Consider the following 23,082-nt stretch of genomic DNA (forward strand, 5'->3'; position numbering starts at 1 on the left):
AGGTCTTGGCTGCTTGGATTCATGACGTTAACCTGTGGCGACAATATGGGCGCCACGGGTAGTCGCTGCATAAATAATTGCTGAGATCGGTTCTAGAGCTATTAATTTTAGTTCCCGAATTCTAAATTTTTGCCCATTTGACTTATTACGTGTCTGGTCCAACCGCTCTCGTCCACGAAGGCGCGGAGGCGTTCTTCGCATCCGTCCGCAAGGGACTTTCGGTGGGATGTCCACGCGATGAAGTCACGCACGATCATGTTGTGAGAGTCCGACACTCTAGAACTGTAATCAAGGCTACTTCCAGGCGAAGCCCAGCCCAGCTGGGCCACCGTCGTCACAGTTGTCAAAAGTGCTGCACCTATCAAAGCTAAATCACCGTATGTCACATTTGTTTGTCCGGAGACTTGATCGAGGAGTGTGGGGAGCGGTTCATTTGGTTGGCTCATGTGGTTAGTATGCATCTTGTAGATTGACGAACGGATGCATCATGCCCGGCACGCCGTCAATCCTCGCGCCGTTCTGCTTCGAGGCAATCAGCCGGCGCAATGCGAGGTCGAAGACGGCGCACTTGGGTTTCTTGCCTGCGGTGCCCTTGCTCGCTCGTGATCGGCCCTTGCGACTGCCGTGGAGGTTCGCCTTCCATCGGCAGTCGATTGTATAAAATTGTCCACGAGCGTAAATGCCGCAGCACATGCCGAATGCCCCGGGCAGTGGTCGGTGCGGTGTCCCGCAAAACGGCGCGGCTACGCAGGACGGTGGATCCCCAATGACCGCAATCGGGTCCCAGCTACCCCCGAACGCAACATCAAAGGGACGCTGCCAAACGAATTCGTGTGGAAATGTCCGAAGGCCGCGGGCAAGGGAAAATGTCGCTTTCCTGCTTGAACGGAAGCTCGGTTCCTCGCGTGGGTGGAACAGCCGAGCAAGCCTGGAAATAAAGAGCGTGGCAGTTTGCCGCGGTGCCCATGGTCCCGCTACCCGTCGGAGCTTGGCATTCCCAGGCCTCGGGAATCCGCCCTTGCCGGTTGCGACCTAGGATGGAAGGCATGAGACCACCATTCCGTCGCAGCGTCGCCGCGCACCAAGTCGCCATCGAGGCGTTGCTCGGTACCGCCCTGCGATCCCCGGGCAGCGAGCCGGTGCCTCTGGACGATGCGCTGGGCCGCAACCTGGCCTCCGATCTGGTGGCCCCGCGGGCCCTGCCGCCCTGGGACAACTCCCAGATGGACGGGTACGCCGTCAATGCCTCGGACCTGGGCACCGGCCCGCTGCGCGTGGTCGCGCCCATCGCCGCGGGCCAGGGCGCCACGGCCCTGGCGCGGGGGACTGCGGCACCGATCATGACCGGTGCCCCGATGCCGCAGGGTGCCAACACCGTCATCCCCATCGAGGCGGCAGCCCCCGACAGTTTTCCCACAAGCGCGGAACTCGCGGAGGGAAGCACTGTGGTGCTGCCCGACTCCAGCTCCGAGGGCAATTACGTCCGAGCCCGCGGCAGCGACATCGCCGAGGGCACGGTGGTCTTGGGCGCCGGGACGAGGCTGGGCCCCACGGCGCTCGGCGTTGCCGCGGGGCTGGGGCTGGCCGAGCTGAACGTGACCGCCCGCCCGCGCGTGCTGCTGCTGTCCACCGGGGACGAACTGGTGGCACCGGGCGGAACCCTGGGCCCGGGGCAGATCCACGACGCCAACACCACGCTGCTGCACACCGCCCTGGCCGCCGCCGGCTGCGAGGTCACGACCGCTGGGGTGCTGGATGACTCGCCCGAACAGTTCACCTCCTCCCTGCGGGCGGCGCTGAAGGCCAGCGACCGGGACTACCACCTGGTGCTCAGCAGCGGGGGCATCTCCAAGGGCGCCTTTGACGTGGTCAAGGCCGTGCTCGCCGGGCACGGCGTGGAGTTCGGCTCTGTGGCCATACAACCCGGCGGCCCCCAGGGCTCCGGGATCCTGTCCCTGTCCGGCTGCGACCCGGTGCCCTTCATCGCGCTGCCCGGCAACCCGGTCAGCGCCTACGTCAGCTTCGAGATGTTCCTGCGCCCGGTGCTGGCCGCCGCCCTGGGACTGCCCGAACGCGCCCGGGCCACCGCCACGCTCGCCGCCGACCTGGACTCGGTGCCCGGCAAGCTTCAGGTGCGCCGCGGAAGCTACGCTAACGGCACCGTCACCCCCGTCGGCGGGGCCTCCTCACACCTTTTGGCCGCCCTGGCGGCCAGCAACGCCTTCATCCTCGTCGATGAGCACACCACCACCCTGCCCGCGGGAAGCCGCGTGGAGATCCTGATCATTGGAGACGGCTCATGACCCGTGAAACCACCCCCGAACCACCTGCCGAACCTGCGGGTGCGGCGCTCTCGCACGTGCGCGCCGACGGCAGCGCCCACATGGTCGACGTCAGCGCCAAGGCCGAGACCAGCCGGGAAGCCACCGCCGAGGCCTTCGTCCACACCACCGCGGAGGTCATGGAGCTGATCGCCGGCTCCGGGATGCCCAAGGGGGACGCGCTCGCCGTGGCCCGCATCGCCGGGATCATGGGGGCCAAGAAGACCTCCGAACTGATCCCGCTGTGCCACCCGCTGCCGATCTCCAAGGTCGTGATCGACTTCGGGCTGGACGCCGAGGACTCCGTGCGGATCGTCGCGACGGTGAAGACCCGCGGCGTGACCGGGGTCGAGATGGAGGCGCTGACCGCAGTGTCCACCGCTGCCCTGGCCCTGTATGACATGATCAAGGCCGTCGACAAGCATGCAAGCATCACCGACATGCGCGTGCTGGCCAAGTCCGGCGGCAAGTCCGGCTTCTGGGACATCACCCCACGACAACTTCCCAACCCCGAAGGAGAATTGCGCGCATGAGTGCCTGCGAACCCCTCGGCGAGCCCCGCAAGGCCGCCATCCTGATCTCTTCCACCCGTGCCGCATTGGGTATCTACGAGGATGCCAGCGCCCCGGTCATTGCCGACTGGCTCCAGGAACACAACTTCGACGTCATCCCCGCCATCATCGTGCCGGACGGGCCCTCCGTCGGCGCGGCGCTGCAGGGCCTGCTGCTGTCCAAGCCGCGGGTCATCATCACCTCCGGCGGCACCGGGCTGAGCCCGGACGACATGACCCCGGAGGAAACCGAACCGCTGCTGAACCGGATGGTCCCGGGCATCATGGAGGCGCTGCGCGCCGAGGGCCGCGCCAAGACCCCGATGGCCGCGCTGAGCCGCGGATATGCGGGCATCTCCGGGGAGACGTTCATCGTGAACCTGCCCGGTTCCCCCTCCGGGGTCATGGACGGGCTCACGGTGCTCACCCCGCTGCTGACCCACATCTGCGAGCAGCTGGAGGGCGGCCATGTCCACTAACGCACCCGGCGCCCCCGGCGAAGCCGTCTTTGCCGGGATCAGCGACACCCCGATCGACGCCGGCACCGCCTGGGACGCGGTGGAGTCCGAGCACACCGGCGCCGTGGTCACCTTCGGCGGCATCGTGCGCAACCACGACGGCGGGCGCGAGGTGCTGCGGCTGAACTACAGCGCCCACCCCAGCGCCCCGGATCGGATGGTGGAGCTGGTTGCCGAGGTCGCCTCCCGCCACCCCGGGACCCGCCTCTGGGCGGCACACCGGGTGGGGGAGCTGCGCATCGGGGACGCTGCCCTGGTGGCCGCCGCCGCCGCGGCCCACCGCGGGGCGGCCTTTGACGCCTGCCGCGACCTGGTGGAAACCGTCAAGGCCCACGTGCCGGTGTGGAAGGAACAGTTCTTCGCCGACGGCGAGGTCGAATGGGTGGGCAGCGCCTGAGCCCGAGGCGTCCCAACCGGCGCGCGTTGTGTGGTGCGTCCTGCGCGCCGGTACCCTGAGTAGATGACCAATGCACCAGAAATTGCCCAGTGGATCCTTGACGCGATCCACAAAGAAAAGACCGTCCACCAGGAAGCCCTGGTGCCCCGCATCGCGGAGGCCTTCGGCGATGAGTGGGTCTACACGAACGAAAACGGGCACCCGGCCATCAACCGCGACGTCCTGAAGTCCCTGCGCAAGCTGCGCGACGCCTCGGTGGCCTGGAACCGCGAGGACCGCAGCTGGAACGTCGTCGACGCCCGCTAGCATCACAGACACGACAAAGGGGGTTACCGGAATCCGTAGGTTCCGGTAACCCCCTTTGTCGTTGGCCATTTGTTTGGCTCGCGTAAACCTGCAGGCCAGATGGGGGCCACCGGCGGGGGAGAGGATGGGGTGCCGCCCGCCGCGGGGCGGTGTCGCACACTCGAGGAGAGCCCCCCATGGATTTTGATCGCAGACGAATGCTCACCGGCTCGGCCGGGGTAGGAGCCATCGCCCTGGCCGGACTGGTGGCCAGGCCCGCAGCCTCCTCCGCCGCAGCCTCCTCCGCCGCTGCCATCCCGGCGGGCGGCAAGCTTCCGACCGCCCCGAACGGTTCAGCGGACAAGATCGCCGGGGATGAGAAGTACTGGACGCAGGTGGCCAAGCACTTCGAGATGACCGATGCGACGGTCAACTTCGAAAACGGCTACTTCGGTGCGAACCCGACCAACGTGCGGACCGCCTACGCGAAGGCGACCGCGCGCATCCAGGAGGAAAACTCCTGGTTCATGCGCCGCGATTTCGGGAAAGAAGTTTCGGCCGTGCGGGAGCGGATCGCCGCCGAGCTTGGCTGCTCGGTCGATGAGATCGCCGTGACCCGGGGTGCCACCGAGGCGCTGCAGGCCCTCATCGGCGGGTACAACAAACTCGCCCCGGGCGATGCCGTGGCCTACGCGGACCTGGACTACGACTCGATGCAATACGCGATGAACTGGCTGCGCGAGCGTCGCGGCGTCGAGGTCATCCGCACGGCCATCCCCGAACCGGCCACCCGCCAGTCCGTCTTGGACTACTACGAGCGGCTGCTCGCGGACAACCCCAAGATCAAGCTCTTGCTGCTGACCCACGTCTCGCACCGCACCGGGCTGGTCCCGCCGATCGCCGAAATCTCCGAGATGGCAGCCGCGCGCGGCGTCGACACCGTGGTCGATGCCGCCCACTCCTGGGGCCAGCTGGACTTCAACGTCGCCGACCTGAAGAGCCCGTTCATCGGCTTCAACCTGCATAAGTGGATCGGTGCCCCGTTGGGCGTAGGCTTCCTCTACATTCGCAAGGATCGGCTCGCCGACATCGACAGGCATTTCGCGGACGAGGACTACGGCGTCAACGACGTCCGCTCGCGGATCCACACCGGCACGGCCAATTCGGCGAATCTCCTGGCCGTGCCCGCCGCGCTGGACTTCCACCGTGCCGTGGGCGCCGCCAACAAGCAGGCCCGCCTGCGCCTGCTCCGAGACCGCTGGGTGCACCAGGTCCTCGACGTGCCCAACCTGCAGATCCTCACGCCCGAGGATCCGGGCATGTACGGGGCCCTGACGTCGTTCCGGATCCAAGGCAACACCACTTCCGCCCAATCCACGGCCATCACCAAGTACCTGAGCGATGAATGGGGCGTCTTCACCGTCCGCCGCGGCGGTGTGGAACGCGGCGAAGTCGTCCGCGTGACACCCGCTCTGTACAACACGATGGAGGACGCAGACCTCTTTGCCCGCGCCCTTCGTGCCGCCGCCGCGAAGTTCTGAGTGGGCAGCTGGCGTGGGGGGCGCCGGCTGCGACAGCCGCGATTGGCGCGTGGTCCATCCCGCCAGCGAGTCAGTGGGTCCATGCCACAACGTGAGAGGAACAAGCACGGATTCTCGCGGTAGGGATTCACCGTTTTGTTGGACGCCAGGTGAATGGCGTCAAGGCAAGATCATGATTCGAGTACCTGGCGGCAACGTGCGGGTGCCCGCACGTTGCCGCCGCCGGTCCGGCCCTCGGCTCGGCCGAGGGCCGGACCGAAGTGATCCCTGGAGCCGGGCTGCCACGGGCGATGCGCATCCAGCCATGATCGTGAAAGTAAGGCATCCCACGACGCTGAAGGGGCCGGCAACTGTCATCGAGGCGGGGACCCAAATGATTTCCAGATAAGCTGGAAGCCATGAGTGCACCACTGAAAGTCGCCGTGATTGGCGCATCGGGACGAATGGGGGCCGAGGCCGTCAAGGCCGTCGACTCCGCCACGGACATGGAACTGGTTGCCGCGCTGGGCCGCGGGGATTCCCTGGAAAAAATCCTGGAGGCGGGGGCCACGCACGTGGTTGACCTGTCCGTCCCGGCAAGCACCGAGGAAAACGTGCGCTTCGCCGTCGAACACGGCATCCACGCGGTGGTCGGAACCACAGGCTGGGACGACGCCAAGCGCGAATCCCTGACGGCGCTGCTGGCCGAACACCCCGGCACCGGCGTGCTCATCGCCCCGAACTTCGCCCTGGGATCCGTGCTGGCCAGCGCCTTCGCCGCCACCGCCGCGCGCTACTTCGAATCGGTGGAAATCATCGAGCTTCACCACCCCAACAAGGTAGATGCCCCCTCGGGCACCGCGGTGCGCACCGCCGAACTCATTGCCGCCGAGCGCGCCGCCGCAGGCGTGGCCCCGGGCCCGGACGCCACCGAAACCCAGCTGGACGGCGCCCGCGGCGCGGTGGTCGACGGGATCCACGTGCACTCGGTGCGCCTGCGCGGACTGGTCGCCCACCAGGAGGTCCTGCTCGGCGGGGAAGGCGAGCAGCTCACGCTGCGCCACGACTCCTACGACCGCGCCTCCTTCATGCCCGGGGTGCTGCTGGGCCTGCGCACCGTCGCCTCGCGCCCGGGACTGGTCTACGGCCTTGACGGCTACCTCGAGTTGGGACGCTAGACACACATGAAAACCAAGATCTGGGTCGGCGCCATCCTGCTGCTCTTCGTGTTCTACCTGGTCGCCGCGTTCGGCTCGGCGGTCCGCTTCATTACCGCGGACGAACCCATCGCCAAGGTCATCGGCGTCGCCGCCCTGGTGGTCCCGCTGGTCGGGGTCTGGATCCTGGTCCGCGAGGTGCTCTTCGGAGCCCGCACCCAGAAGATGGCCTCGATCCTTGCCGCCGAGGGCCTGCTGCCCGAGGACACGCTGCCGCGCACGCCCTCCGGGCGCATTGTCAAGGCCGCCGCCGACGAGGACTTCGTCCAGTACAAGGAAGAGGCCGAGGCCAACCCCGTCTCCTGGAAGTCCTGGCACCGCCTGGCCCTGGCCTACGACGCCGCAGGGGATCGGCGCCGCGCCCGCGAATCGATGCGCACGGCCATCGGCTTCTACCTGGCCGACAGCAAGTAGGCAGGCCCGAGGCACGATCGATGCCCCCTGGAGCGGTTCCGCGAAGAACCGCTCGAGGGGGCATTTTCATTGTTGGGCCCAATGTAGTGAGCCCAGACCGGCAAAGGAAGGAAAGCTGCGGTGCGCAGGGGACCTGCTGTAGCCTTGCGTTGCCGCACTAGGTTTGGACGGGGGCCCGCCGTTCGCGGAATTGATATTTCGTAAACTGGAGGTCACCGGCTCGAATTCGGTAGGAGACTCCACTTAGAAAACCACTATATCCATATGAACAAAGGGATGTAGCGGCTCTTTCTATGAGCACATGAGGTGCTGCCTTGCCCAAGAGCAGGAGCAAAGGTTCCATAAGTGGCTCACTTTGATTTTCGGCCAAGGTTTTATTGTTGACTGGAATTAGGTCAACCATCTTGGAAAAATGACAACTTGTTTGGAACTGCTCGGCGAATGAGCCACAAATATACTCGTAATAGCCGCGCGGGAGAGTCCAAGGCGTGGCGCTGAACGCATAGTACGGTTCGTACTTTGACTGCTTTCCGGCGCGTGTATTTCCGCGCGCACCCGGCTTCGAGCCCCTCTTTCAGATACCGGGAGGAGAGGGCTCGGCCATGCCGAGGGACGGAGGCGATATGTTGGCATTATGGAACTGAACCATCCCTACGACATTTGCACCGCGCTTCCATTGATGCCGGTCGACGAGGACGACGCCGCGGCTCTAGAGAAGGAACTGAGCGATCACTACTTTCGGGTCAGCCCTGCCGAGTATTTTGAGCGTCGGCTCTGGGAGATCATCAAGACCGCGGATACCGCTAAGCAGGACGTGCGCGAATGGCATGACGACGACCCCGGGAGCTTGTTCAGCCAGTACGCATCCCTGATCGACAAGGATATCGATCTCGAGAACCCTCCCGGGAACACGCTGAATGCCACGACGATGGCGTCGATCGAGTCGTATGCCCTGATGCAGCACGTCATCGAGACCGCTCTGCGACTGTACGTGGCCGCGAAAAGCCAAAAGGTTGGTTCCAGCCCCATGCACGCACTACTGAACATGAGAGCATCAGACCACCTACGGAAGCCGATCAAGGAACTTCTGCGCGAAGACGTCCTGGAAACTGTGAAGAGCACGATATTCCCTCCACAGCTCAGGGCAGCGGAGAAGCCGGCCGATCCGGGCGAGATGGACCGCCACCACCGATTCTTGGCCGAGTGGTTGCAGCACTTCGCGCGGTTCTATTCCGACGACCATTTCGGCGGCGCCCAGGGAAACAACCAGCTCAAACACGGTGCAGCCGTGGCCCCGCGGGCAGACATCGAGTATTCGCTGCTCACCGGGGTTGCGCCACGGGAATCGTTGACCCCAGCGGAGTGGGAGTCCGCGACACCAATCATCAACGGCCCCTCAATCTCTTACATGGAGCTCATCAAGGTCAGAGGCCTCGAGCCCGGCATCCGTTTGAGGACCGACAATTCCGACCCGGCAACCAACCTGGCCATCGTCGGAGTGGGGATCAGCATCATCCGGTCGCTGTGGGTGATCGCCGGCGCGATGGCAACACCGGTGCCCTCGTTGAATTACCCCTTCGATTGGTCCCCGCTCCCGGCTGAAGTGTTCGGCAAGTCGAAGCGACCGCCGCGGTCTGTTGTTCGGGTCTTGAGGAAGCCTGTCCACATCTCCGGTGCCCAGAAAGGGGCTAAAACGAAAGGTGGTCCGACCCCAAAACGCGGCCGAACCACCTAGCCAGGGACGTACGCAAGCATCCGCAAGGATAACGTCTCATCTCCACACGATGGCCGTCTGCAGTATCAGGGGCTGCTGCCTCCGGTGGTTGGCCATGTGGTTTGGCGACCGAATTGACCTGCGGTTGACGAGTCAGTTGGCGGATTCGGTTCGGCCCTGGGACAAGGATACGACTGTGCATAATGAGATGACTGCTGTGATACCGATCAGCAAGCTTCCCGTCCCTTCAGACGCATAGCCTGTCGAAAGGAAAACGATATACGCGAGGAACGTGAAGAAGCTTGCAGCGAGCATCATGATCTTGGAGACGCGGGTGTTGGCACCAGAAGCTGCTGCACCGCCGATGCTCAACATAGCGAACGCCCCCAGAATCAGCAGAAGGCCGCCCAAGTTGTCGTCGCTCGTGCTGTCTGGATCCAAGCCGAGCAAGAGAGACGCTAGTACGCCGACAAATAACCCACCAAGCAATATGGCGCATACACCCACAAAGATACAATGTGACCGCCACGAACAGCAGTCGCTCGTCGGTTATAGCGGCGGCACCTGTCTTGCCGGCGCACTGCCCGACACCCATGGCATGCACGAGCTCTCCGCAGACCAGCAGGTTTCCTAGATGGTCGATTTCTTTGCGGCCGAAGATTCGGTTGGCGAGCTGGGAGGCAGCCTTGGGGATGCCGTGGTCGAAGAGCAGTCCCTCGGGCAGCTGCTCTGCGATCGTCAACAGGTGCTCATAGTGCTTATCGCCCAACCCTTCCACTGTCCACAGCACGTCGGTGCCCTGGGGAGCGGCGGGTGACAACGCCGTTGATCTTAGCGCCCCACCGGTTTTTCAGCATCGCACGAGGGACCTCGATGTTGATGGCTCCGGCATCCGCATGGGTAACGGCGAAGTCGGTCTGGCCGACAGCTTTTTGAATCCAGGCGAGGGCCGAGTCGATGTCGGTGTGCATCGTCCAAGTGACTGAGCGCGAAATGATTGCCATTAATAGTTCCTTCTCAGAGTGGGGAAGGTGCTTGTGGCTGGTCTGGGTCGGATGCTGGCACCACGGGGGCCTGCATCCAGAGTTCATGAATCGGCTGGTAGTTCGTCCACATCGGAAGGCAGGAGATTCCGGCGTTTCGCCTCGGCTGCGAGGAACACGCCGCGGAGTCCGGTGACTTCGCCGCCGCCCATGCGGTTGAGCAGGAAGTCCGGCGGGAACGCATCCACGATCTTGGTTTCGAACTCGTAGCTGCGAGCTGTCGGCATCGCGTAGATGCGGGTCGTGTCCAAGCCTCGGAACGAATCGATGGAGAGCACAGACTCTTGTGGCGAACCGAAGATGAGGCGATCGAAGGATTTGGTCCCGGACCAGTGGCCCCTGATTCGCTTGCGCACATCACGGGCTTGGCCGACGTAGGCCTGGCGGTGCTCGTCGAGGACCATCACATAGACGCCCTGCACGCCGTCGAGGGTACGCAAGTCGGTGACCGGACGCAGCTTCTTGTGCTTGGCGAGCATCGCGTCCAGGGCCTGCTCGAACTCGGCAGGGTCCAGCTGCTTGAAGAAGGCCATGTTGAGGTCGAAGTTTTCGACTGCTGCTTTCCGGAGCAGCTCGCAGTATTTGTCGCTGAGAATGCGGTGGTTCTCGTCGTCGTACCGCCAACTCACAGCATCCCAATACTCATCAGTGTATAAGCTGCGGTCGGGGTAGAACGAAGAGAGTTTCTTGATGATGGCGTAGCGTTCCCGCACGAGTCGATGCCCGTACTTACCTGGCCTTAATGGCTCACCGAAATGGTCCACGGTGATATCCATCGGTGGATCGAACGAATTCATGCCACACCCCCCTGACTTCACGCGGGAACCCTGTAGCTTTCAGGGTAACCAGCGCCGCGGCAGCTTCGGGGACACCACACTCGGGCGCCAGGAAGGTGGTGCCAGGATATCTCGCGGGCCGGCTGTGAGAAGGGATTACTGACTTTCGGTTTAACTCAAACGATCGCGAACATAGTTCTCATATTCGGATGGGAGCGCGCCCCAACGATCACCCTGACGTGGCAATGTTCCATACCTGTCACGTAGCACCCGCCGAACCGTTTTGGGGCTTTTCCCCAGCTCATGTGCCAGCTCGACTGGAGTGAGACCGTCAGTTCTTGGCGCCTGCGAGCGGGTGGAAATCGGTTCGCTCAACGAGCGCCCCTCGTCTGGCGCCGAAGGAGTAGTCACTTCCGCGGCTACGTTGCTGGCTGCCTGCCGAGCCATTGCGCTGCGTTCCCGGCTCAGGCGTTGAAGTGGCTGTGGGTTCTTGTCGATATTGATTGGCGGTATCCAGTGGCGAATGACAGCAGTTTCAATTTCGATCAGCGGATGCGTCAGCTGGGCGGTTTGTTCCCACACCGCGAGGGTCAGATGTTTGTGCATCCAGGCCGTGAGCCGCGCATCGCCAGACGGCGTCAGGCCATAGTGAGAGAAGTAGCCGGGTTTGTCCATGTTTCGTGGAACAGCATGCAGGTCCAAGGTCGCACGCAGCAGCGCAGCGAAAGACCTCCGCACCGTTGAACTGCCCGTTTGAGCTTTCCCGGTACGGCCAGCTGCGAAGTGGGTGTTGAGTTCCCGATCTGCGAGGCTCGACTCACTCTTGCCAACATACAGCGCAGTGCCTGGCCGCGGAACGAAGCCAAGATCGACCCATGCCTTTGAGTCGCCGTAGATGGCATACAGACCGGGCACGGGCCGCACATGCGCCTTCGCTTGATCAACGGGCCAACGTTCCCCCGACAGTGCGTCGAGTATCGTGGCAATGGGTAACGAAGGCTCGAATGCAGTCATGAGACGGACATTAGCAGAAGCCACCGACTTTAGACGTCGAGCGGAAGCAGCAGGACTTCTACGAAGCTGGTGCAAGGATCTGCGACCCTGTCTAGGATCACCTCAGCATCTCCTTTCTGAGTTGCGCAGCTTTTGAGGAAGTGCGTATGGTTCGGCGCGACGCCAGTGCGGTTGGACGTACGCGCGACTGGAGACCTCGGCGGAGGAATGACCGAGTTGTGTCATGGCTGCACGGCGACCCTCCAGTGCGTCTTGTGCTCTCGCTCAAGTTGAATGGACTAAATGCCACTTGATTACTGGTGATGTCCTGCTCAATTCTGCGCTTAGTAATCCTCTCTCGCAATGGCATGGCAACATTGCTGAATCTATACGTTTCCTTTGGCTTCGGGAGCCGCATCTCTGGACGCGGTGCCGCACATCGTCTTGGATGGTTCAATGGCCACCCGGTGAAGGGCGTCGGCGCGGTTCAAGTGCCATTCATGCCGAATTCATTTCCCGGTGATCGAATCTGATCGGGCCAGACCCCGTGCGCCACCGCGTCACGGAGAGACAGACGACCGAGGGAAATCATGAAGAAAAGCGCAACGGCGGCTTTCGCCACCGTGACCTTGGCAGCCGCAATGGCCGTGGGGGCAATCGCCCCGGCCACGGCTGCGGTCGACGAAACGACGTCCATCGAAACGATCCAGGGCACGGGTGCCGCGAGCGGGATGCTCGGGGAGCAGGTCACCGTTCGCGCGGTGGTCACCGGCGCCTACGCCGAGGGCGGCATCCGCGGCTTCTACGTCCAGAGTGCGGGAAGCGGAAGCGAGGTTTCCGCCGAGGGCAGCTCGGGGATCTTCGTCTACTCGCCAAGCGGGGTAACCAAGGTTGCCGTGGGCGACCATGTCGAGGTCTCCGGGACGGTCGGGGAATACTTCGGGCTGACCCAGCTCAGCGCCTCGGCCTCCGGCATCGAGGTGCTCACCGAGCCGGCCGACGCCGTCAAGCCGCTGACCATCGACATCCCCTCCTCGGACGCCGAACGCGAGCGCTTCGAATCCATGCTCGTCGATCCGCAGGGCGAATGGACTGTCGCCGACAACTATTCGCTGAACCAGTTCGGCGAAATGACCCTCGCCGAGGGCACCAGCGAGATCCTTCCCGGCGAGCGCACCCTGCGCCAGGCCACCGACGCCTTCGCCCCGGGCAGCTCCGGGGCCCAGGCCCTGGAGGCCGAGAACCAGCGCCGCTCCCTGGTGCTCGATGACGGCGCCACGCTGAACTTCCTCGGATCGAACAACAACAAGTCGGTCCCGCTGCCCTACCTTTCGGCGGGCCACCGCGTCAGCGTCGGCGCACAGGCCACCTTCACCGGGCCGGTCATCATGGACTACCGCTACGACCTGTGGCGCCTGCAGCCCCAGGGGCAGGTCACCGGGGCCGAGGACGCCGACATCCCGGCGTCCTTCGCCCAAGCCAGCACCGAGGCGCCGGCCGAGGTCGGCGGAAACGTCAGCGTCGGCAGCTTCAACGTGCTGAACTACTTCACCACCACCGGAACCCAGCTCTCCGGCTGCACCTACTACACCGACCGTGCCGGCCGGCCGGTCACGGTGCGCGGCGGCTGCGACGCCCGCGGCGCCGCCAACGAGGAAAACCTGCAGCGCCAGCAGGCCAAGATCGTCTCGGCGCTGAACAAGTTCGACGCCGACGTCGTGGTGCTGGAGGAAATCGAGAACTCCGCCCGCTTCGGGCTCGATCGCGACCTCGCGCTCGGCACCCTGGTGGAGGCGCTGAACCGGGCAGCCGGCACGCAGCAGTGGAAGTTCGTGCCCAGCCCCGTGGCGGTCCCGGCAGACGAGGACGTCATCCGCACGGCGATGATCTACAAGAACGACGCGGTGAAGCCCATTGACGAGTCGGTGATCCTGGACGATGCGGCCTTCGACAATGCGCGCGATCCGCTGGCCCAGGCCTTCCAGAGTGTCGGCGGAAATTCCAAGAGCCGCTTCCTGGTTCTGGCCAACCACTTCAAGTCCAAGGGCTCGGACCCGAAGGACGGCTCGGAGAACGCCGACAAGGGCGACGGTGCAGGGGCCTGGAACGCCGCACGCGTCGAGCAGGCCGAGGCCCTGGTGGCCTTCGCCGAGGGACTGAAGAAGGAACGCAACACCAACAAGGTGCTGCTGGCAGGGGACTTCAACGCCTACTCCGCCGAGGAACCGATCCAGGTCCTGGCCGAGGCCGGATACGTGGATCTTGGTGCAGCGGCAGACACCCGCAGCTACCTCTTCGCGGGCCGCACCGGCTCCCTTGACCACATCCTTGCCTCAAGCGAGGTCGCGCCACAGGTCACCGGCCAAACCATTTGGAACATCAACGCCACCGAGTCGGTGGCCTACGAGTACAGCCGCTACAACTACAACGTGGCGCAGCTGTTCTCCCCGGACCAGTTCCGCTCCTCGGACCACGACCCGGTGCTTGTGGGGCTGCAGCTGAATAAGTAATAGGCGCTCGCAGGGAATCCGGTGGATCGAAAAGATCCACCGGATTTTCTGCGCTCATGACGACGCCCGGCTCTTTTTGTCTTGCTGGCTGATGGCCGCGGTCCAGAGTTGGGACTCCAGGCATAACTGGAAACCGAGAGCTGCGCCGGCGTCATCCTTCTGCTCTTCGTGTTCGACCTAGCCGCGGCGTTCGACTCGGCTGTCCATTTCGTCTCTGTCAAGGAGCCCGTCTCACGGCTCTAGCGCACAGTATTTCCTCGCGTTGTGGGTCATGGGGCAAGCGGCGGCCGATCGACCTACCCGGCTTAGAATTGAATCGTTAGCCCGATTGGTGCTCCCGTCTGCATCTCCTGTCTAAGGATCGGTGGTAAGTTTTGTTGACGTTGCGCCAGTGCGGTGCGGAAAGGAAACGACATGACCATTGCTGACCAGCGATCTGCCTGGGTTGAAGCTGCGACCCACAGCATGAGCCTTGAAGGCCTTGAAGTCAGTGACGAATTCCGCGCAGATTCCGAAGATTATGTCGCCGGAAAAGTGACATCTGAAGAACTGGTACGCAAAGCACGTGCTCGGTTTGGGCTCGACTGACTTCGATAGTTCGGCGCCCGACCCCTACCTGGACCCAGCAACCGGGATACTCAGGAACCTCGTCGGCGCAACTACGCGTCAACAACTTGCAGCTGTCGAAGCTGATCTCGTGGCTGCCCGCGTGGTGCAGCTGCTAAACGGCAGTGTCTCCATTGCAGCGACGCGGGATCTTCGGGAGATGCAAGGGATACACCGCCATATTTTCGGCGATATCTTCTCTTGGGCTGGGACGATCCGGATCACTGACTTGGCCCGCGCCGACAATGAACCGTTCTGTCCCGTATTCCTCATTGAGCGTGCCGCAGCAAGTGTCGCCCAGCAACTCAGTGATGACGAGCACCTCAAGGGGCTTGACCACGGAGCGTTCGTGAACAAGCTTTCGTATTACTACAACAGCGTCAATTACATTCACCCGTTTCGTGAAGGCAACGGTCGAACGCAGCGTGAATTCTTGAACCGAGTGGCGGATTCTGCAGGCTGGTTCATCAATTGGGGGGCGGTATACGGAGATCAACTCAACGAGACCAGCAGGCTCGCTCGCGAAAACCTGGATCTTGATCCGTTGATCGTGATGTTTAGGGCTTGTGTAAGTCCCGTGGCAGGTTAGTCAGTTGTTGTCCGTGGCCGTCTTAGCGGCTTTGTCGAATTGGAACTCGAGACATCTGGTAATCAAGAACAAGGTGGAACCCATCCACTTGCATTGGCGCTTTATCCAATCGCTGCCTCGGGTTCCGCGATTGGCTTCATGGTAATCGCGCCCCACGGTCGATGCGCATGGCCAACACCTTCGCTCTGGCCAACAGTAAGTAGATAGCCCCAAGGCATGATTGATGGCCCTTCAGGCGGTTTGCAGGAACCGCTGGCGAGTCCAGCTGTCTGAGCTGGGGCCATGACGAAGATCTTGCACCTTGCAGAACTGCAATTCTGGGAACAGGCCCAAGCCGCGGGCGTCTTTCGACATTCGACCCGGGCGCAACGCTGGCCGAGGTCGGCTTCATCAACTGCTCGTTCCCGGGGCAGCTTCCGGCGGTCGCCGCCTACAGCTTCCCTGATCTTGCCGGAGAGCTGGTGGTGTTGGAGCCGGACGCGCAGTGATTGCCGCCGCAGGAACAGAGATCCGTATTGAGGACGGCGGCGACGGGCAATGCTTTCCACACCTCTACGGGATCACTCGGCTGGGCCATCGCCTCGGGCCTGTTGGGCCTGGTGCTGGTTCCGGGCCTGTTGCAGACCGTCACGCTCATCTCCGGGCAATAGGCCGTCGCGGTGCGACACATCGTGGATGGGGCGGCCCCGACTCGGTAGGGTTGCAAACATGACGATGAACGCGGGGGAGACGTCCATCATTCGACCACTGGGGAACGACGAGCAGGATCTGCTGGCGCGTGCCACGGTGGGCAACGCGAACTGGCCGGGACCGCGCTTCACCTTCGACCAGATCCTGCAGATGCCCACCTTCGCCCGCTACTTCACGTGGTGGCCCGGGCCCCACGACTTCGGCCTCGTCGCGGAAGACGCGGGCGGGACACCCGTCGGCGTCGTGTGGCTGCGCTACTTCTCGGCCGCCGCGCCCGGTTACGGCTTTGTCGACGAGTCGATCCCCGAACTCTGCGTCTGGGTTGCCGAGGGACAGCGCGGCCGCGGACTGGGGAGCCGGCTGATCACCGCCATCCTCGGGCAGGCGCGATCCCTGGCCCTGCCCGCGATCAGCCTCAGCGTCGAGGCGGGCAACCCCGCGCGGCTGCTCTACGAACGTCTCGGGTTCGTTCCCGCCGGACCGTATTTCGACGAGGGCACCCTGCTCATCCGACTCTGAGTCGGCAGCCGCTGCCTCCTCAACGCGGTTCCGGCCGCCCGGACTGACGCAGTGTGCGTTCCATGCAACCAGTTTCGGGGTCAGGGGATCCTCCGAATGCTACCTTGGTGGCATGCGGACGTTGCGTGGGGCCTGGTTCGGCGTGATCATCATGGTGGCTGTGGCACTCGCGGGGTGTTCGACACCGGCGGTGGAGAGCCGGCTAGACGAGTACGCGGACCGCGCCGAGGAGATCCACGCGGGGATGCTCGCGCACGTTCCCGGAAACGGCGAATTCGATGCCCGCATGACCTCCGAGCCGCAGATCGGCGAGCAGAATGCGCTGGGCCGCAGGGAGCTCGACACCGCCTTCTGGACGACCTGCTCGACCGTCGAGGTGGCCACCGACGCGACGCCCGCCGAGGCGGCACGCGCGGCCGGCACGTACCTCCTGGACCGGCGCTGGACGGCGGAGCCGACGGTCGACCAAGGCGGAACGATGCCGTACATCACGGTCTATCGCCTCGCCGATCCGGACGGCGAGTGGATCGTGCAGATCGCGTGGACCGCCGCAGACGACGACGATCGCCGGATTTCCCTGTCGGTCCAAAGCCCGCTCACCGTCCGCGGCGCCACGTCGCTGCCAGGGTGACGCCCGTCCCGGCCGCGCAGGCCACCGGCGCCCGAACCGCAGGACTCGGCTTCATCATGACTTCACGCCGCGGAAGACGACACACCACACCGCAGCGGTCCGGGCGATATCGTGGGGGACTCCGACCTGCTGGAAGGCGAGGGCGCCGCTGCCTCCTCAGCGCAGGTCAAGCCGCATCAACACGCGCGGGTAGCCGCCAATGACCGAGCCGGTGTCTGCTGCCTTCGTGAATCCCGCCCGTTCGAAAAGGGCACGGGTGCCGACGTACGCGGAGGTGCGATCCGCCTGGCCGCCTTGGTTGTCCAAAGGGTATCCCTCGATCGCCGGGGCGCCGTATCCCCGGGCGAATTCCACCGCCCCGGCAAGCAGCGCGTGGGAAATGCCCTGGCCGCGGTGACCTGCCCGCACCCGGATGCACCACACCGACCAGACCTCGAGATCATCGACGTGTGGGATCGTGCGGCTGCGCGCCAGCGCCGTGTCGGCCCGCGGGTGCACGCCCGCCCAGCCCACCACGTCGACGCCTTCGTAGGCGAGGACCCCGGGCGGAGGATCCTGGGCGCACAGTTCCCGCACGATATCGGCCCCCCGGCGCAACCTGTCCGCGCTCGCCGAGCCGCCCAGACGGTGGCCCAGACACCAGCACGCCCGCGCATCCGGATTCCGCTTCGGGCCCAGCATCGTCCTAACGTCGTTGAAATCCGTTGCGGCACGCACCGAGGTCACCATCCCACCACGGTGCCACCAGGCCGGGGGATCGGCAAGGCCCGCACCGAGCCTCGCGGCGGCACGCAGGGACGCGCCCGTGGTTCCGGATCGCGAACGCTGGACGTCGTAGGGTGGCTGGATGACCGAACTTGCGTGGGGCGGGTACACCAATGCCAGGGACCTGGGCGGATTGCCGACATCGCTTGCCGGTGGCGGCGCGACAATCCCGGGCCGGCTGGCACGGGGGCCGCGCCGGGAGCGACTCGACACCGCGGGCTGGAACGCGGCCCGGCACTGGGGGCCGTCCACCATCGTGGACCTGCGCTGTGCCTATGAGACCGGAGCCCAAACCACGGACCCGGTGGTTCCGGCCGAGGCGCTCGCCGGGTTCACGATCCGTCACACACCGACCGAGGACCACGAAGACCCCGCGTTCCGTCAGACGTGTTTCCCGATTTTGGATTCCCCCCGAATACTGGAGCCACAACTGGCGCCTGCAGCCGCACCTGGTGCGGGCGGCGCTCGAAGCCATTGCCGCATCCACCCCGGGCGTGCTGGTCCACTGCAGCCGGGCGGGACCGCACCGGGATGATCTGCGCACTGCTTTTGGGCAATGCTGGCGTGGACCCGGCTTTCGTCGCCGCGGACTACGCCGCATCGGTCCGTGCCATGGCCGGTGTCGCGAACCATTCACCCACCATCGACCAGCAGGCCGAATGGACGACGAACACGGTGGACTCCTGGTTGGGGGACAAGCTCCCGATGGTTAGGGAAGTTGCCGGGGGAACCCGCGAGATCCTCGATGTGCTGAGGGTGGGGCCGGCGACGCGGGAATCCTTGCGCTCGCTGCTGGTGGACCCGTAGCGGCTCGCTTTCGATGCCAACGACCGGGGCGATGGTGCTGCGAACCGGCGTCGGGAAGCTCTGCTAATCACGGCAAGTGCTGGGCCAGAGGAATCCCGGCAACGGGCGGAAGCCGGGAATCGCAACGCCTGGTTCGATCGCCAAGCCCCGGCCGTGCCCCTGTTCAGCCTTTGAAGGGTTCGTCGCCGAGTAATTCCACGGCGGGGAGCTTCTCGTCCGGGCCGTCGAACGTCATGTAGTCCACCGAATGCAGTCGTCCGTCCACCGCCCAGAGGTTGAGGTGGCCCAGGGCTGTGTTGCCGTCGAGGACGTCCACGGTGGCAAACGGCCCGCCCGAGCGCTGGGGAATTCTTGGAAGATCCAGGTCCTCGGGCACCTCGACCAGGAAGCATTCGCAATCATCGAATTCAAGTCCGCCCCAGCGGGCGTGGGCCAGCTGCTGGCGCGCCTCGCTGGTGCCGCGCCATGTGCCCGAGCACAGGCGCTCCAGCAGGGCACGTTCATGGGGGCTCAGCGGATCACCGGGCACCCGGCGGGGGTCGTCGATCATCGCACCATCATCCCGATCTTGAAGTACAGCAAACCCTTATGATCCCACAGCGGCTTGCTGCTGCCCCGGCGAAGAGGTCCGCCGTGGATGGACAACCCCAACGCGGCACGCCAGCGTATCCGTAAGGCAGAAGGCATCCGGGGCTCCAGCGGAACGCGCCGGCCCACGAACGGGAACAGGGCAGCGGGGCCGACCGCCCATGCCTTCAAGACACGCTCATTGCCTGCGGGGCGAAATGACCTGCCGGGGTGGAAGCACGCCCAGACACGAGGCGAATCGCGGTGGATTCCGTTCCGAAGCGTATGGGAAGCGGATCGAGCGGCGGGAGAGCTATGGCACGGCCGGTGCAAGGCCGGGGCGCATCCTTGCGGCGAGCTGGCCGCGGCTGTGCACCGAAACCTTGGCGAAGATGGACTTCAGGTGGTCCTGGACGGTGTTCGGGGAAATGAATAGCCGCTGCGCGATTTCCGTGGTTGTGAGGCCCGAGAGGACCTCGGTGCAGATTTCCCGTTCACGCATTGTCAGGCCATAGGCGGCAGGCATCAGGCCGGCAAGGTCCTCCGCGCCGATCTCCTTGATGCCCACGGCAACGGAATCTTCCCGGGTGCCCAGCAGCGGGGAGGCCTCCAGCATCGCCCACCTACCGGTGGCATCGCGCACCTTGGCCCGGAACTCGCCACTTGCGGAACCACTCGCGCCGATGGCCACCACGTGCATCATGGTCAGGAAGCGGCCCGGGGCGGTCGCGTCGATGCGTTCCTGCCAGCTTCGGGCCCCGGGGGTCAGTGAGCAAAGTGTGCCGTCCCGATCCAGTACCGCTATTGCGGGTCCGGACGGCGGGGGCCCGGCCTGCAGTTCCGAGCGTATGCACAGCCTGGTTGCCGTCGTGATCGCCGGGGCCACGGCCAACAGGAACTCAACCTCCCGATCCGTGAAGTCCTTTCCCGTACGCACCAACCCGGCCGCCCCCCAACAGGCCCCGTGGCGTTGAAACACCACCCGCAGCTCGCGGTCCAGGCCCAGAGGGCGCCACACCGCTGAGAACCGGATGCTGCGGCTGCGTTCCAATTCCGGAAGGTCCGAGGACCTGGACAGGGTTTCCCCGCGCAGGGCCATGGCCGCGAACCGGTGGGGTTCGCTGTTTGAGTATTCGGCCTCGGCCAGCAGCGGTTCGAAGGCAACCGGAATCCGGTTCTGTCCGCTGGTTATGCCGCTGATGACCAGGGATTCGGGGTCCATGGATGCCCAACAGGTCAGCTCGACATCGACGACCGCACCGACCAGTTCGATCACCGCGGCGTGCAGTTCACCTACGCCCATGCCGGTTGCGGCGAGGGCCGCGATCTCACGGCCGGCATATTGGGCACGTCCCTCCCACATACCACCATGATCCCACCGGACGAGTGCCGAAAAAACCCCAGATTCATGGGATCGACAGCGAGCCGGTGCGGACCTACCGTCTAACCATGAAACAGGAAATGCAGTTCGTGGCGGCGGGCCTCGGGCGCGAGTTGCGGGCGCCGGATGCCACCTTGGTCGTGAAGATCGATGCGGGCCACACGGGCAACGAATACGAGCTTTTTGAAGTAGATGCCCCACGTGGTCCCGCGACACCCCTCCACCGGACGGGGTGGGGCAAGGCGTACTACCTGCTCGCTGGACGCATGCTGGTACAGGTCGGGGACAGCTCCACCGAGATGGGGCCCGGCGACTCGATATCCATTCCGCCGGCAGCGCGGCATACCTTCACGGTGATGAGCAGCTCGGCCCGGTTTCTGGTGATCAGCATGGGTACCGGCATGGGCCGCTTCCACCTGGACTTGGACCAAACCGTGACCGCGGGACTGTCGGAGCCTGAAACCTTTGAATTGCTGGCAACGGTGCTCGGTCGCCACGATGTCACGGTTGAGGGAATGGAAGCGAGACCATGACCGCCGTCGTCTGGGTCTTGGCACTGCTTGCGGCACTGGTGCACATCGTGGTGTTTGCCTGGGAAAGCCTGCTTTTCCACCGCCCCGGCGTCCACCGGCGGATCTTCCTCGTCGAGTCTGCAGATGTTCCGGCGGTGGGGCTGTGGGCGTTTTGCGTTGGGTTCTACAACCTCTTTCTTGCCCTTGGCATGGTGGGAGGCGTGTGGTTGTGGGCCGCGGGGGAGGAAAGCGCGGGCCGGATACTGGTGGTGTATATCTGCCTCTTCATGGCACTTGGCGCCCTTGTCCTGCTGGTGGCGGACCGCAGGGCCATGGGCAGGCCACGCGGCAGCGGTGTCGGCGGCGTGGTTGGGGAGGGCGCGCTGCCGCTGGCGGCGCTGGTGGTGATGGCGTTGTAGCCCCGGCCAGGCCACCCGAGGGAGCCGCGCCGGTCTTCCACCGGCCTACTTGCTGCGCGACAACGTGGTCGAAACGCCATGCACCAGCGCCTCCAGCGGCCCGCGCCGCCCCAGGAACTTGAAGAGGAGCCCGGCCAACAGGCAGCTCACCGCGTAGGCGATGAACAACCCGGTGCGCGGCAGCGGGGCGGAGACGTCGCTGAAAAGGTCCAGGGCCGCCAGGTGCGTCGCATAGAGCGTGAGCGTTGCGGCGCCGGCGCCTGTCAGCGGCCAGAGCAGCATCTCGCCCACCTGGCCAAGCAGTGCGGACAGGGCCATGCACAGCAATTGCGCCGCCCCCAGCACCGCCAGCGCGCAGCCGACCACATGCAGCATGTCCAGCGGGGTGCCCGCATGCGGCGCGGAGACCGCCAGGAACCAGGGGCTGTCGGACGCGTTGCCCAGCCGCTGGCCGGTCACCAGCGCCACCGCCAGTTCCTCCCGGCCCAGGCCCGCGGCCTTGGCCAGGGAGGCGAGCGCGCCGGGCTGGTCCAGCAGCCAGGCCGAGAGGGCCTTGGCCCCCACCGCGAGTGCGGCGCCCGCCGTGCCGACGGCCAGGGCCACCGGGGGCCGCTCGAGCGCCAGGCGGCCCACGCAGAGGCCGGCAAGGATGAAGCCGAACCAGGCCAGCAGCGGGTAGTAGCCGGTCAGCAGCAGGTCGGCCAGGAACACCGCGGGGGTGAACAGGTCCTCGGGCAGCGGGGAGGCACCGAGCCGGTGCGGCTCGAGCAGCCCGGCGGCCCAGGGGCGGGCCAGGTGCAGGGCGAAGGGGGCCAGGGCCAGCCAGCCGGCCGCCCAGAAGCCCAGCGTGCGGGCGCGCATCCCCAGGAACGGGATCGCGCACAAGAACAACACCGCGTAGTGGACCAGGATGACCGCCACGTTGGTGTCGAGCATGCCCAGCCCCAGGCCGATCGCGAAGACCAGCAGCGCCCGCACCGCCACCGCGCGGCGGATGCCCGCAAGCCTGGGCGCGCCGACGCTTCCCGAGCCGCCGGAAAGCAGCGCGAGTCCCACCCCCGCCAGCACCACGAAGAGCGCGGAGGCCCGGCCGGAGAAGAAGACCGCGGCCCACGTGGCGGCGGGGGACCCGTCGGCGTCGAGCATGCGCAGCGGCATGATGTGCACCGCAACCATCCCCAGCAGCGCCAGCCCGCGGGCCGCGTCGACCCCGGCAATGCGGGTGCGGCTCCCGGTGCCGCCGGAACCCGGGGCACGGCGGGACGTGGCGCGGGAGGAGAATTGCGTCATGTTTACAGCCTAAACGCATGTGCCGAATCAAGGCTTCGTGCGTGCAA

27 protein-coding genes are annotated in these 23,082 nt (G+C 65.0%); 19 read left to right on the forward strand and 8 right to left on the reverse strand.

Annotation, left to right across the window (positions count from 1 at the left end; genetic code table 11):
* Positions 1 to 1,046: 1,046 nt before the first annotated feature.
* The 9 genes from KRR55_RS17040 (at position 1,047) to KRR55_RS17080 (ending at position 8,958) form a co-directional block, all read left to right on the forward strand.
* Positions 1,047 to 2,303 carry a molybdopterin molybdotransferase MoeA gene (locus KRR55_RS17040; protein WP_254456346.1) on the forward strand — a complete coding sequence of 419 codons (1,257 nt, stop codon included), beginning with the start codon at positions 1,047 to 1,049 and terminating at the stop codon, positions 2,301 to 2,303.
* The gene (moaC, locus tag KRR55_RS17045; RefSeq protein WP_217390514.1) at positions 2,300 to 2,854 is read left to right on the forward strand and encodes a cyclic pyranopterin monophosphate synthase MoaC; all 555 of its coding nucleotides are present in this window, start codon (positions 2,300 to 2,302) and stop codon (positions 2,852 to 2,854) included. The genes KRR55_RS17040 and moaC overlap by 4 nt, the downstream gene beginning before the upstream one ends.
* A complete protein-coding gene (locus tag KRR55_RS17050) occupies positions 2,851 to 3,351 on the forward strand; it encodes a MogA/MoaB family molybdenum cofactor biosynthesis protein (RefSeq protein WP_217390515.1) in 501 nt (166 codons plus the stop codon). The genes moaC and KRR55_RS17050 overlap by 4 nt, the downstream gene beginning before the upstream one ends.
* Positions 3,341 to 3,787, forward strand: coding sequence for a molybdenum cofactor biosynthesis protein MoaE (locus KRR55_RS17055; RefSeq protein ID WP_217390516.1), 447 nt, complete (start codon positions 3,341 to 3,343; stop codon positions 3,785 to 3,787). The genes KRR55_RS17050 and KRR55_RS17055 overlap by 11 nt, the downstream gene beginning before the upstream one ends.
* A gap of 63 nt (positions 3,788 to 3,850) precedes the next feature.
* A complete protein-coding gene (locus tag KRR55_RS17060) occupies positions 3,851 to 4,093 on the forward strand; it encodes a DUF6953 family protein (RefSeq protein WP_217390517.1) in 243 nt (80 codons plus the stop codon).
* A gap of 176 nt (positions 4,094 to 4,269) precedes the next feature.
* Positions 4,270 to 5,613: an aminotransferase class V-fold PLP-dependent enzyme gene (locus KRR55_RS17065; protein ID WP_217390518.1), complete on the forward strand. Its 1,344-nt coding sequence runs from the start codon at positions 4,270 to 4,272 to the stop codon at positions 5,611 to 5,613.
* 398 nt (positions 5,614 to 6,011) lie between these two features.
* Positions 6,012 to 6,770 (forward strand): 4-hydroxy-tetrahydrodipicolinate reductase, encoded by a 759-nt coding sequence (gene dapB, locus KRR55_RS17070; RefSeq protein ID WP_217390519.1) that lies wholly within the window; start codon positions 6,012 to 6,014, stop codon positions 6,768 to 6,770.
* Positions 6,771 to 6,776: 6 nt separating this feature from the next.
* On the forward strand, positions 6,777 to 7,223 hold the full coding sequence (locus KRR55_RS17075; protein WP_217390520.1) for a hypothetical protein: 447 nt from the start codon (positions 6,777 to 6,779) through the stop codon (positions 7,221 to 7,223).
* A gap of 634 nt (positions 7,224 to 7,857) precedes the next feature.
* A complete protein-coding gene (locus tag KRR55_RS17080; protein WP_217390521.1) occupies positions 7,858 to 8,958 on the forward strand; it encodes a hypothetical protein in 1,101 nt (366 codons plus the stop codon).
* 132 nt (positions 8,959 to 9,090) lie between these two features.
* On the opposite strand, the gene KRR55_RS17085 is transcribed toward KRR55_RS17080, so the two are convergent.
* The 4 genes from KRR55_RS17085 to KRR55_RS17100 all read right to left on the reverse strand — a co-directional run bounded on the left by KRR55_RS17085 (position 9,091) and on the right by KRR55_RS17100 (position 11,770).
* Positions 9,091 to 9,378, reverse strand: a complete 288-nt coding sequence (locus KRR55_RS17085; RefSeq protein ID WP_217390522.1) for a hypothetical protein — start codon at positions 9,376 to 9,378, stop codon at positions 9,091 to 9,093.
* Positions 9,379 to 9,695: 317 nt separating this feature from the next.
* On the reverse strand, positions 9,696 to 9,941 hold the full coding sequence (locus KRR55_RS17090; protein WP_217390523.1) for a hypothetical protein: 246 nt from the start codon (positions 9,939 to 9,941) through the stop codon (positions 9,696 to 9,698).
* An 83-nt stretch (positions 9,942 to 10,024) separates the two neighbouring features.
* On the reverse strand, positions 10,025 to 10,777 hold the full coding sequence (locus tag KRR55_RS17095; RefSeq protein ID WP_217390524.1) for a GIY-YIG nuclease family protein: 753 nt from the start codon (positions 10,775 to 10,777) through the stop codon (positions 10,025 to 10,027).
* Between the two features lie 150 nt (positions 10,778 to 10,927).
* On the reverse strand, positions 10,928 to 11,770 hold the full coding sequence (locus tag KRR55_RS17100; RefSeq protein WP_217390525.1) for a GIY-YIG nuclease family protein: 843 nt from the start codon (positions 11,768 to 11,770) through the stop codon (positions 10,928 to 10,930).
* Between the two features lie 569 nt (positions 11,771 to 12,339).
* Here KRR55_RS17100 and KRR55_RS17105 point away from each other — a divergent pair.
* The 6 genes from KRR55_RS17105 (at position 12,340) to KRR55_RS17125 (ending at position 17,294) form a co-directional block, all read left to right on the forward strand.
* On the forward strand, positions 12,340 to 14,259 hold the full coding sequence (locus KRR55_RS17105; RefSeq protein WP_217390526.1) for an ExeM/NucH family extracellular endonuclease: 1,920 nt from the start codon (positions 12,340 to 12,342) through the stop codon (positions 14,257 to 14,259).
* 414 nt (positions 14,260 to 14,673) lie between these two features.
* Positions 14,674 to 14,847, forward strand: a complete 174-nt coding sequence (locus KRR55_RS17110) for an antitoxin VbhA family protein (protein WP_217390527.1) — start codon at positions 14,674 to 14,676, stop codon at positions 14,845 to 14,847.
* Between the two features lie 109 nt (positions 14,848 to 14,956).
* Positions 14,957 to 15,454: a Fic/DOC family protein gene (locus KRR55_RS17115; protein WP_217390528.1), complete on the forward strand. Its 498-nt coding sequence runs from the start codon at positions 14,957 to 14,959 to the stop codon at positions 15,452 to 15,454.
* A 515-nt stretch (positions 15,455 to 15,969) separates the two neighbouring features.
* The gene (locus KRR55_RS20550; protein ID WP_256449199.1) at positions 15,970 to 16,104 is read left to right on the forward strand and encodes a hypothetical protein; all 135 of its coding nucleotides are present in this window, start codon (positions 15,970 to 15,972) and stop codon (positions 16,102 to 16,104) included.
* Positions 16,105 to 16,162: 58 nt separating this feature from the next.
* Complete coding sequence (locus KRR55_RS17120) at positions 16,163 to 16,663, forward strand: GNAT family N-acetyltransferase (protein ID WP_254456347.1); 501 nt, start codon at positions 16,163 to 16,165, stop codon at positions 16,661 to 16,663.
* Between the two features lie 112 nt (positions 16,664 to 16,775).
* Positions 16,776 to 17,294, forward strand: a complete 519-nt coding sequence (locus tag KRR55_RS17125; protein WP_217390529.1) for a hypothetical protein — start codon at positions 16,776 to 16,778, stop codon at positions 17,292 to 17,294.
* Between the two features lie 156 nt (positions 17,295 to 17,450).
* On the opposite strand, the gene KRR55_RS17130 is transcribed toward KRR55_RS17125, so the two are convergent.
* Positions 17,451 to 18,023 (reverse strand): GNAT family N-acetyltransferase, encoded by a 573-nt coding sequence (locus tag KRR55_RS17130; RefSeq protein ID WP_217390618.1) that lies wholly within the window; start codon positions 18,021 to 18,023, stop codon positions 17,451 to 17,453.
* 118 nt (positions 18,024 to 18,141) lie between these two features.
* Here KRR55_RS17130 and KRR55_RS20425 point away from each other — a divergent pair, with 118 nt between their 5' ends.
* Positions 18,142 to 18,594: a tyrosine-protein phosphatase gene (locus KRR55_RS20425; RefSeq protein WP_254456348.1), complete on the forward strand. Its 453-nt coding sequence runs from the start codon at positions 18,142 to 18,144 to the stop codon at positions 18,592 to 18,594.
* A 29-nt stretch (positions 18,595 to 18,623) separates the two neighbouring features.
* Positions 18,624 to 18,866 (forward strand): hypothetical protein, encoded by a 243-nt coding sequence (locus KRR55_RS20430; RefSeq protein WP_336245155.1) that lies wholly within the window; start codon positions 18,624 to 18,626, stop codon positions 18,864 to 18,866.
* A gap of 163 nt (positions 18,867 to 19,029) precedes the next feature.
* Here KRR55_RS20430 and KRR55_RS17140 read toward each other — a convergent pair whose 3' ends face one another.
* The gene (locus tag KRR55_RS17140; RefSeq protein ID WP_217390530.1) at positions 19,030 to 19,416 is read right to left on the reverse strand and encodes a hypothetical protein; all 387 of its coding nucleotides are present in this window, start codon (positions 19,414 to 19,416) and stop codon (positions 19,030 to 19,032) included.
* Positions 19,417 to 19,746: 330 nt separating this feature from the next.
* Positions 19,747 to 20,796, reverse strand: a complete 1,050-nt coding sequence (locus KRR55_RS17145) for a helix-turn-helix transcriptional regulator (protein ID WP_217390531.1) — start codon at positions 20,794 to 20,796, stop codon at positions 19,747 to 19,749.
* A gap of 86 nt (positions 20,797 to 20,882) precedes the next feature.
* Here KRR55_RS17145 and KRR55_RS17150 point away from each other — a divergent pair, with 86 nt between their 5' ends.
* Together KRR55_RS17150 and KRR55_RS17155 are read left to right on the forward strand one after the other, a co-directional pair.
* Positions 20,883 to 21,347, forward strand: coding sequence for a cupin domain-containing protein (locus KRR55_RS17150; RefSeq protein WP_217390532.1), 465 nt, complete (start codon positions 20,883 to 20,885; stop codon positions 21,345 to 21,347).
* On the forward strand, positions 21,344 to 21,745 hold the full coding sequence (locus KRR55_RS17155) for a DUF1304 family protein (RefSeq protein ID WP_217390533.1): 402 nt from the start codon (positions 21,344 to 21,346) through the stop codon (positions 21,743 to 21,745). Before KRR55_RS17150 ends, KRR55_RS17155 begins: the two co-directional genes overlap by 4 nt.
* Before the next feature lie 45 nt (positions 21,746 to 21,790).
* On the opposite strand, the gene KRR55_RS17160 is transcribed toward KRR55_RS17155, so the two are convergent.
* Positions 21,791 to 23,035 (reverse strand): heparan-alpha-glucosaminide N-acetyltransferase domain-containing protein, encoded by a 1,245-nt coding sequence (locus tag KRR55_RS17160; protein ID WP_217390534.1) that lies wholly within the window; start codon positions 23,033 to 23,035, stop codon positions 21,791 to 21,793.
* Positions 23,036 to 23,082 lie beyond the last annotated feature (47 nt).

This window comes from Paeniglutamicibacter quisquiliarum (genome assembly GCF_019084045.1).
GTDB classification, from domain to species: Bacteria; Actinomycetota; Actinomycetes; order Actinomycetales; family Micrococcaceae; genus Paeniglutamicibacter; species Paeniglutamicibacter quisquiliarum.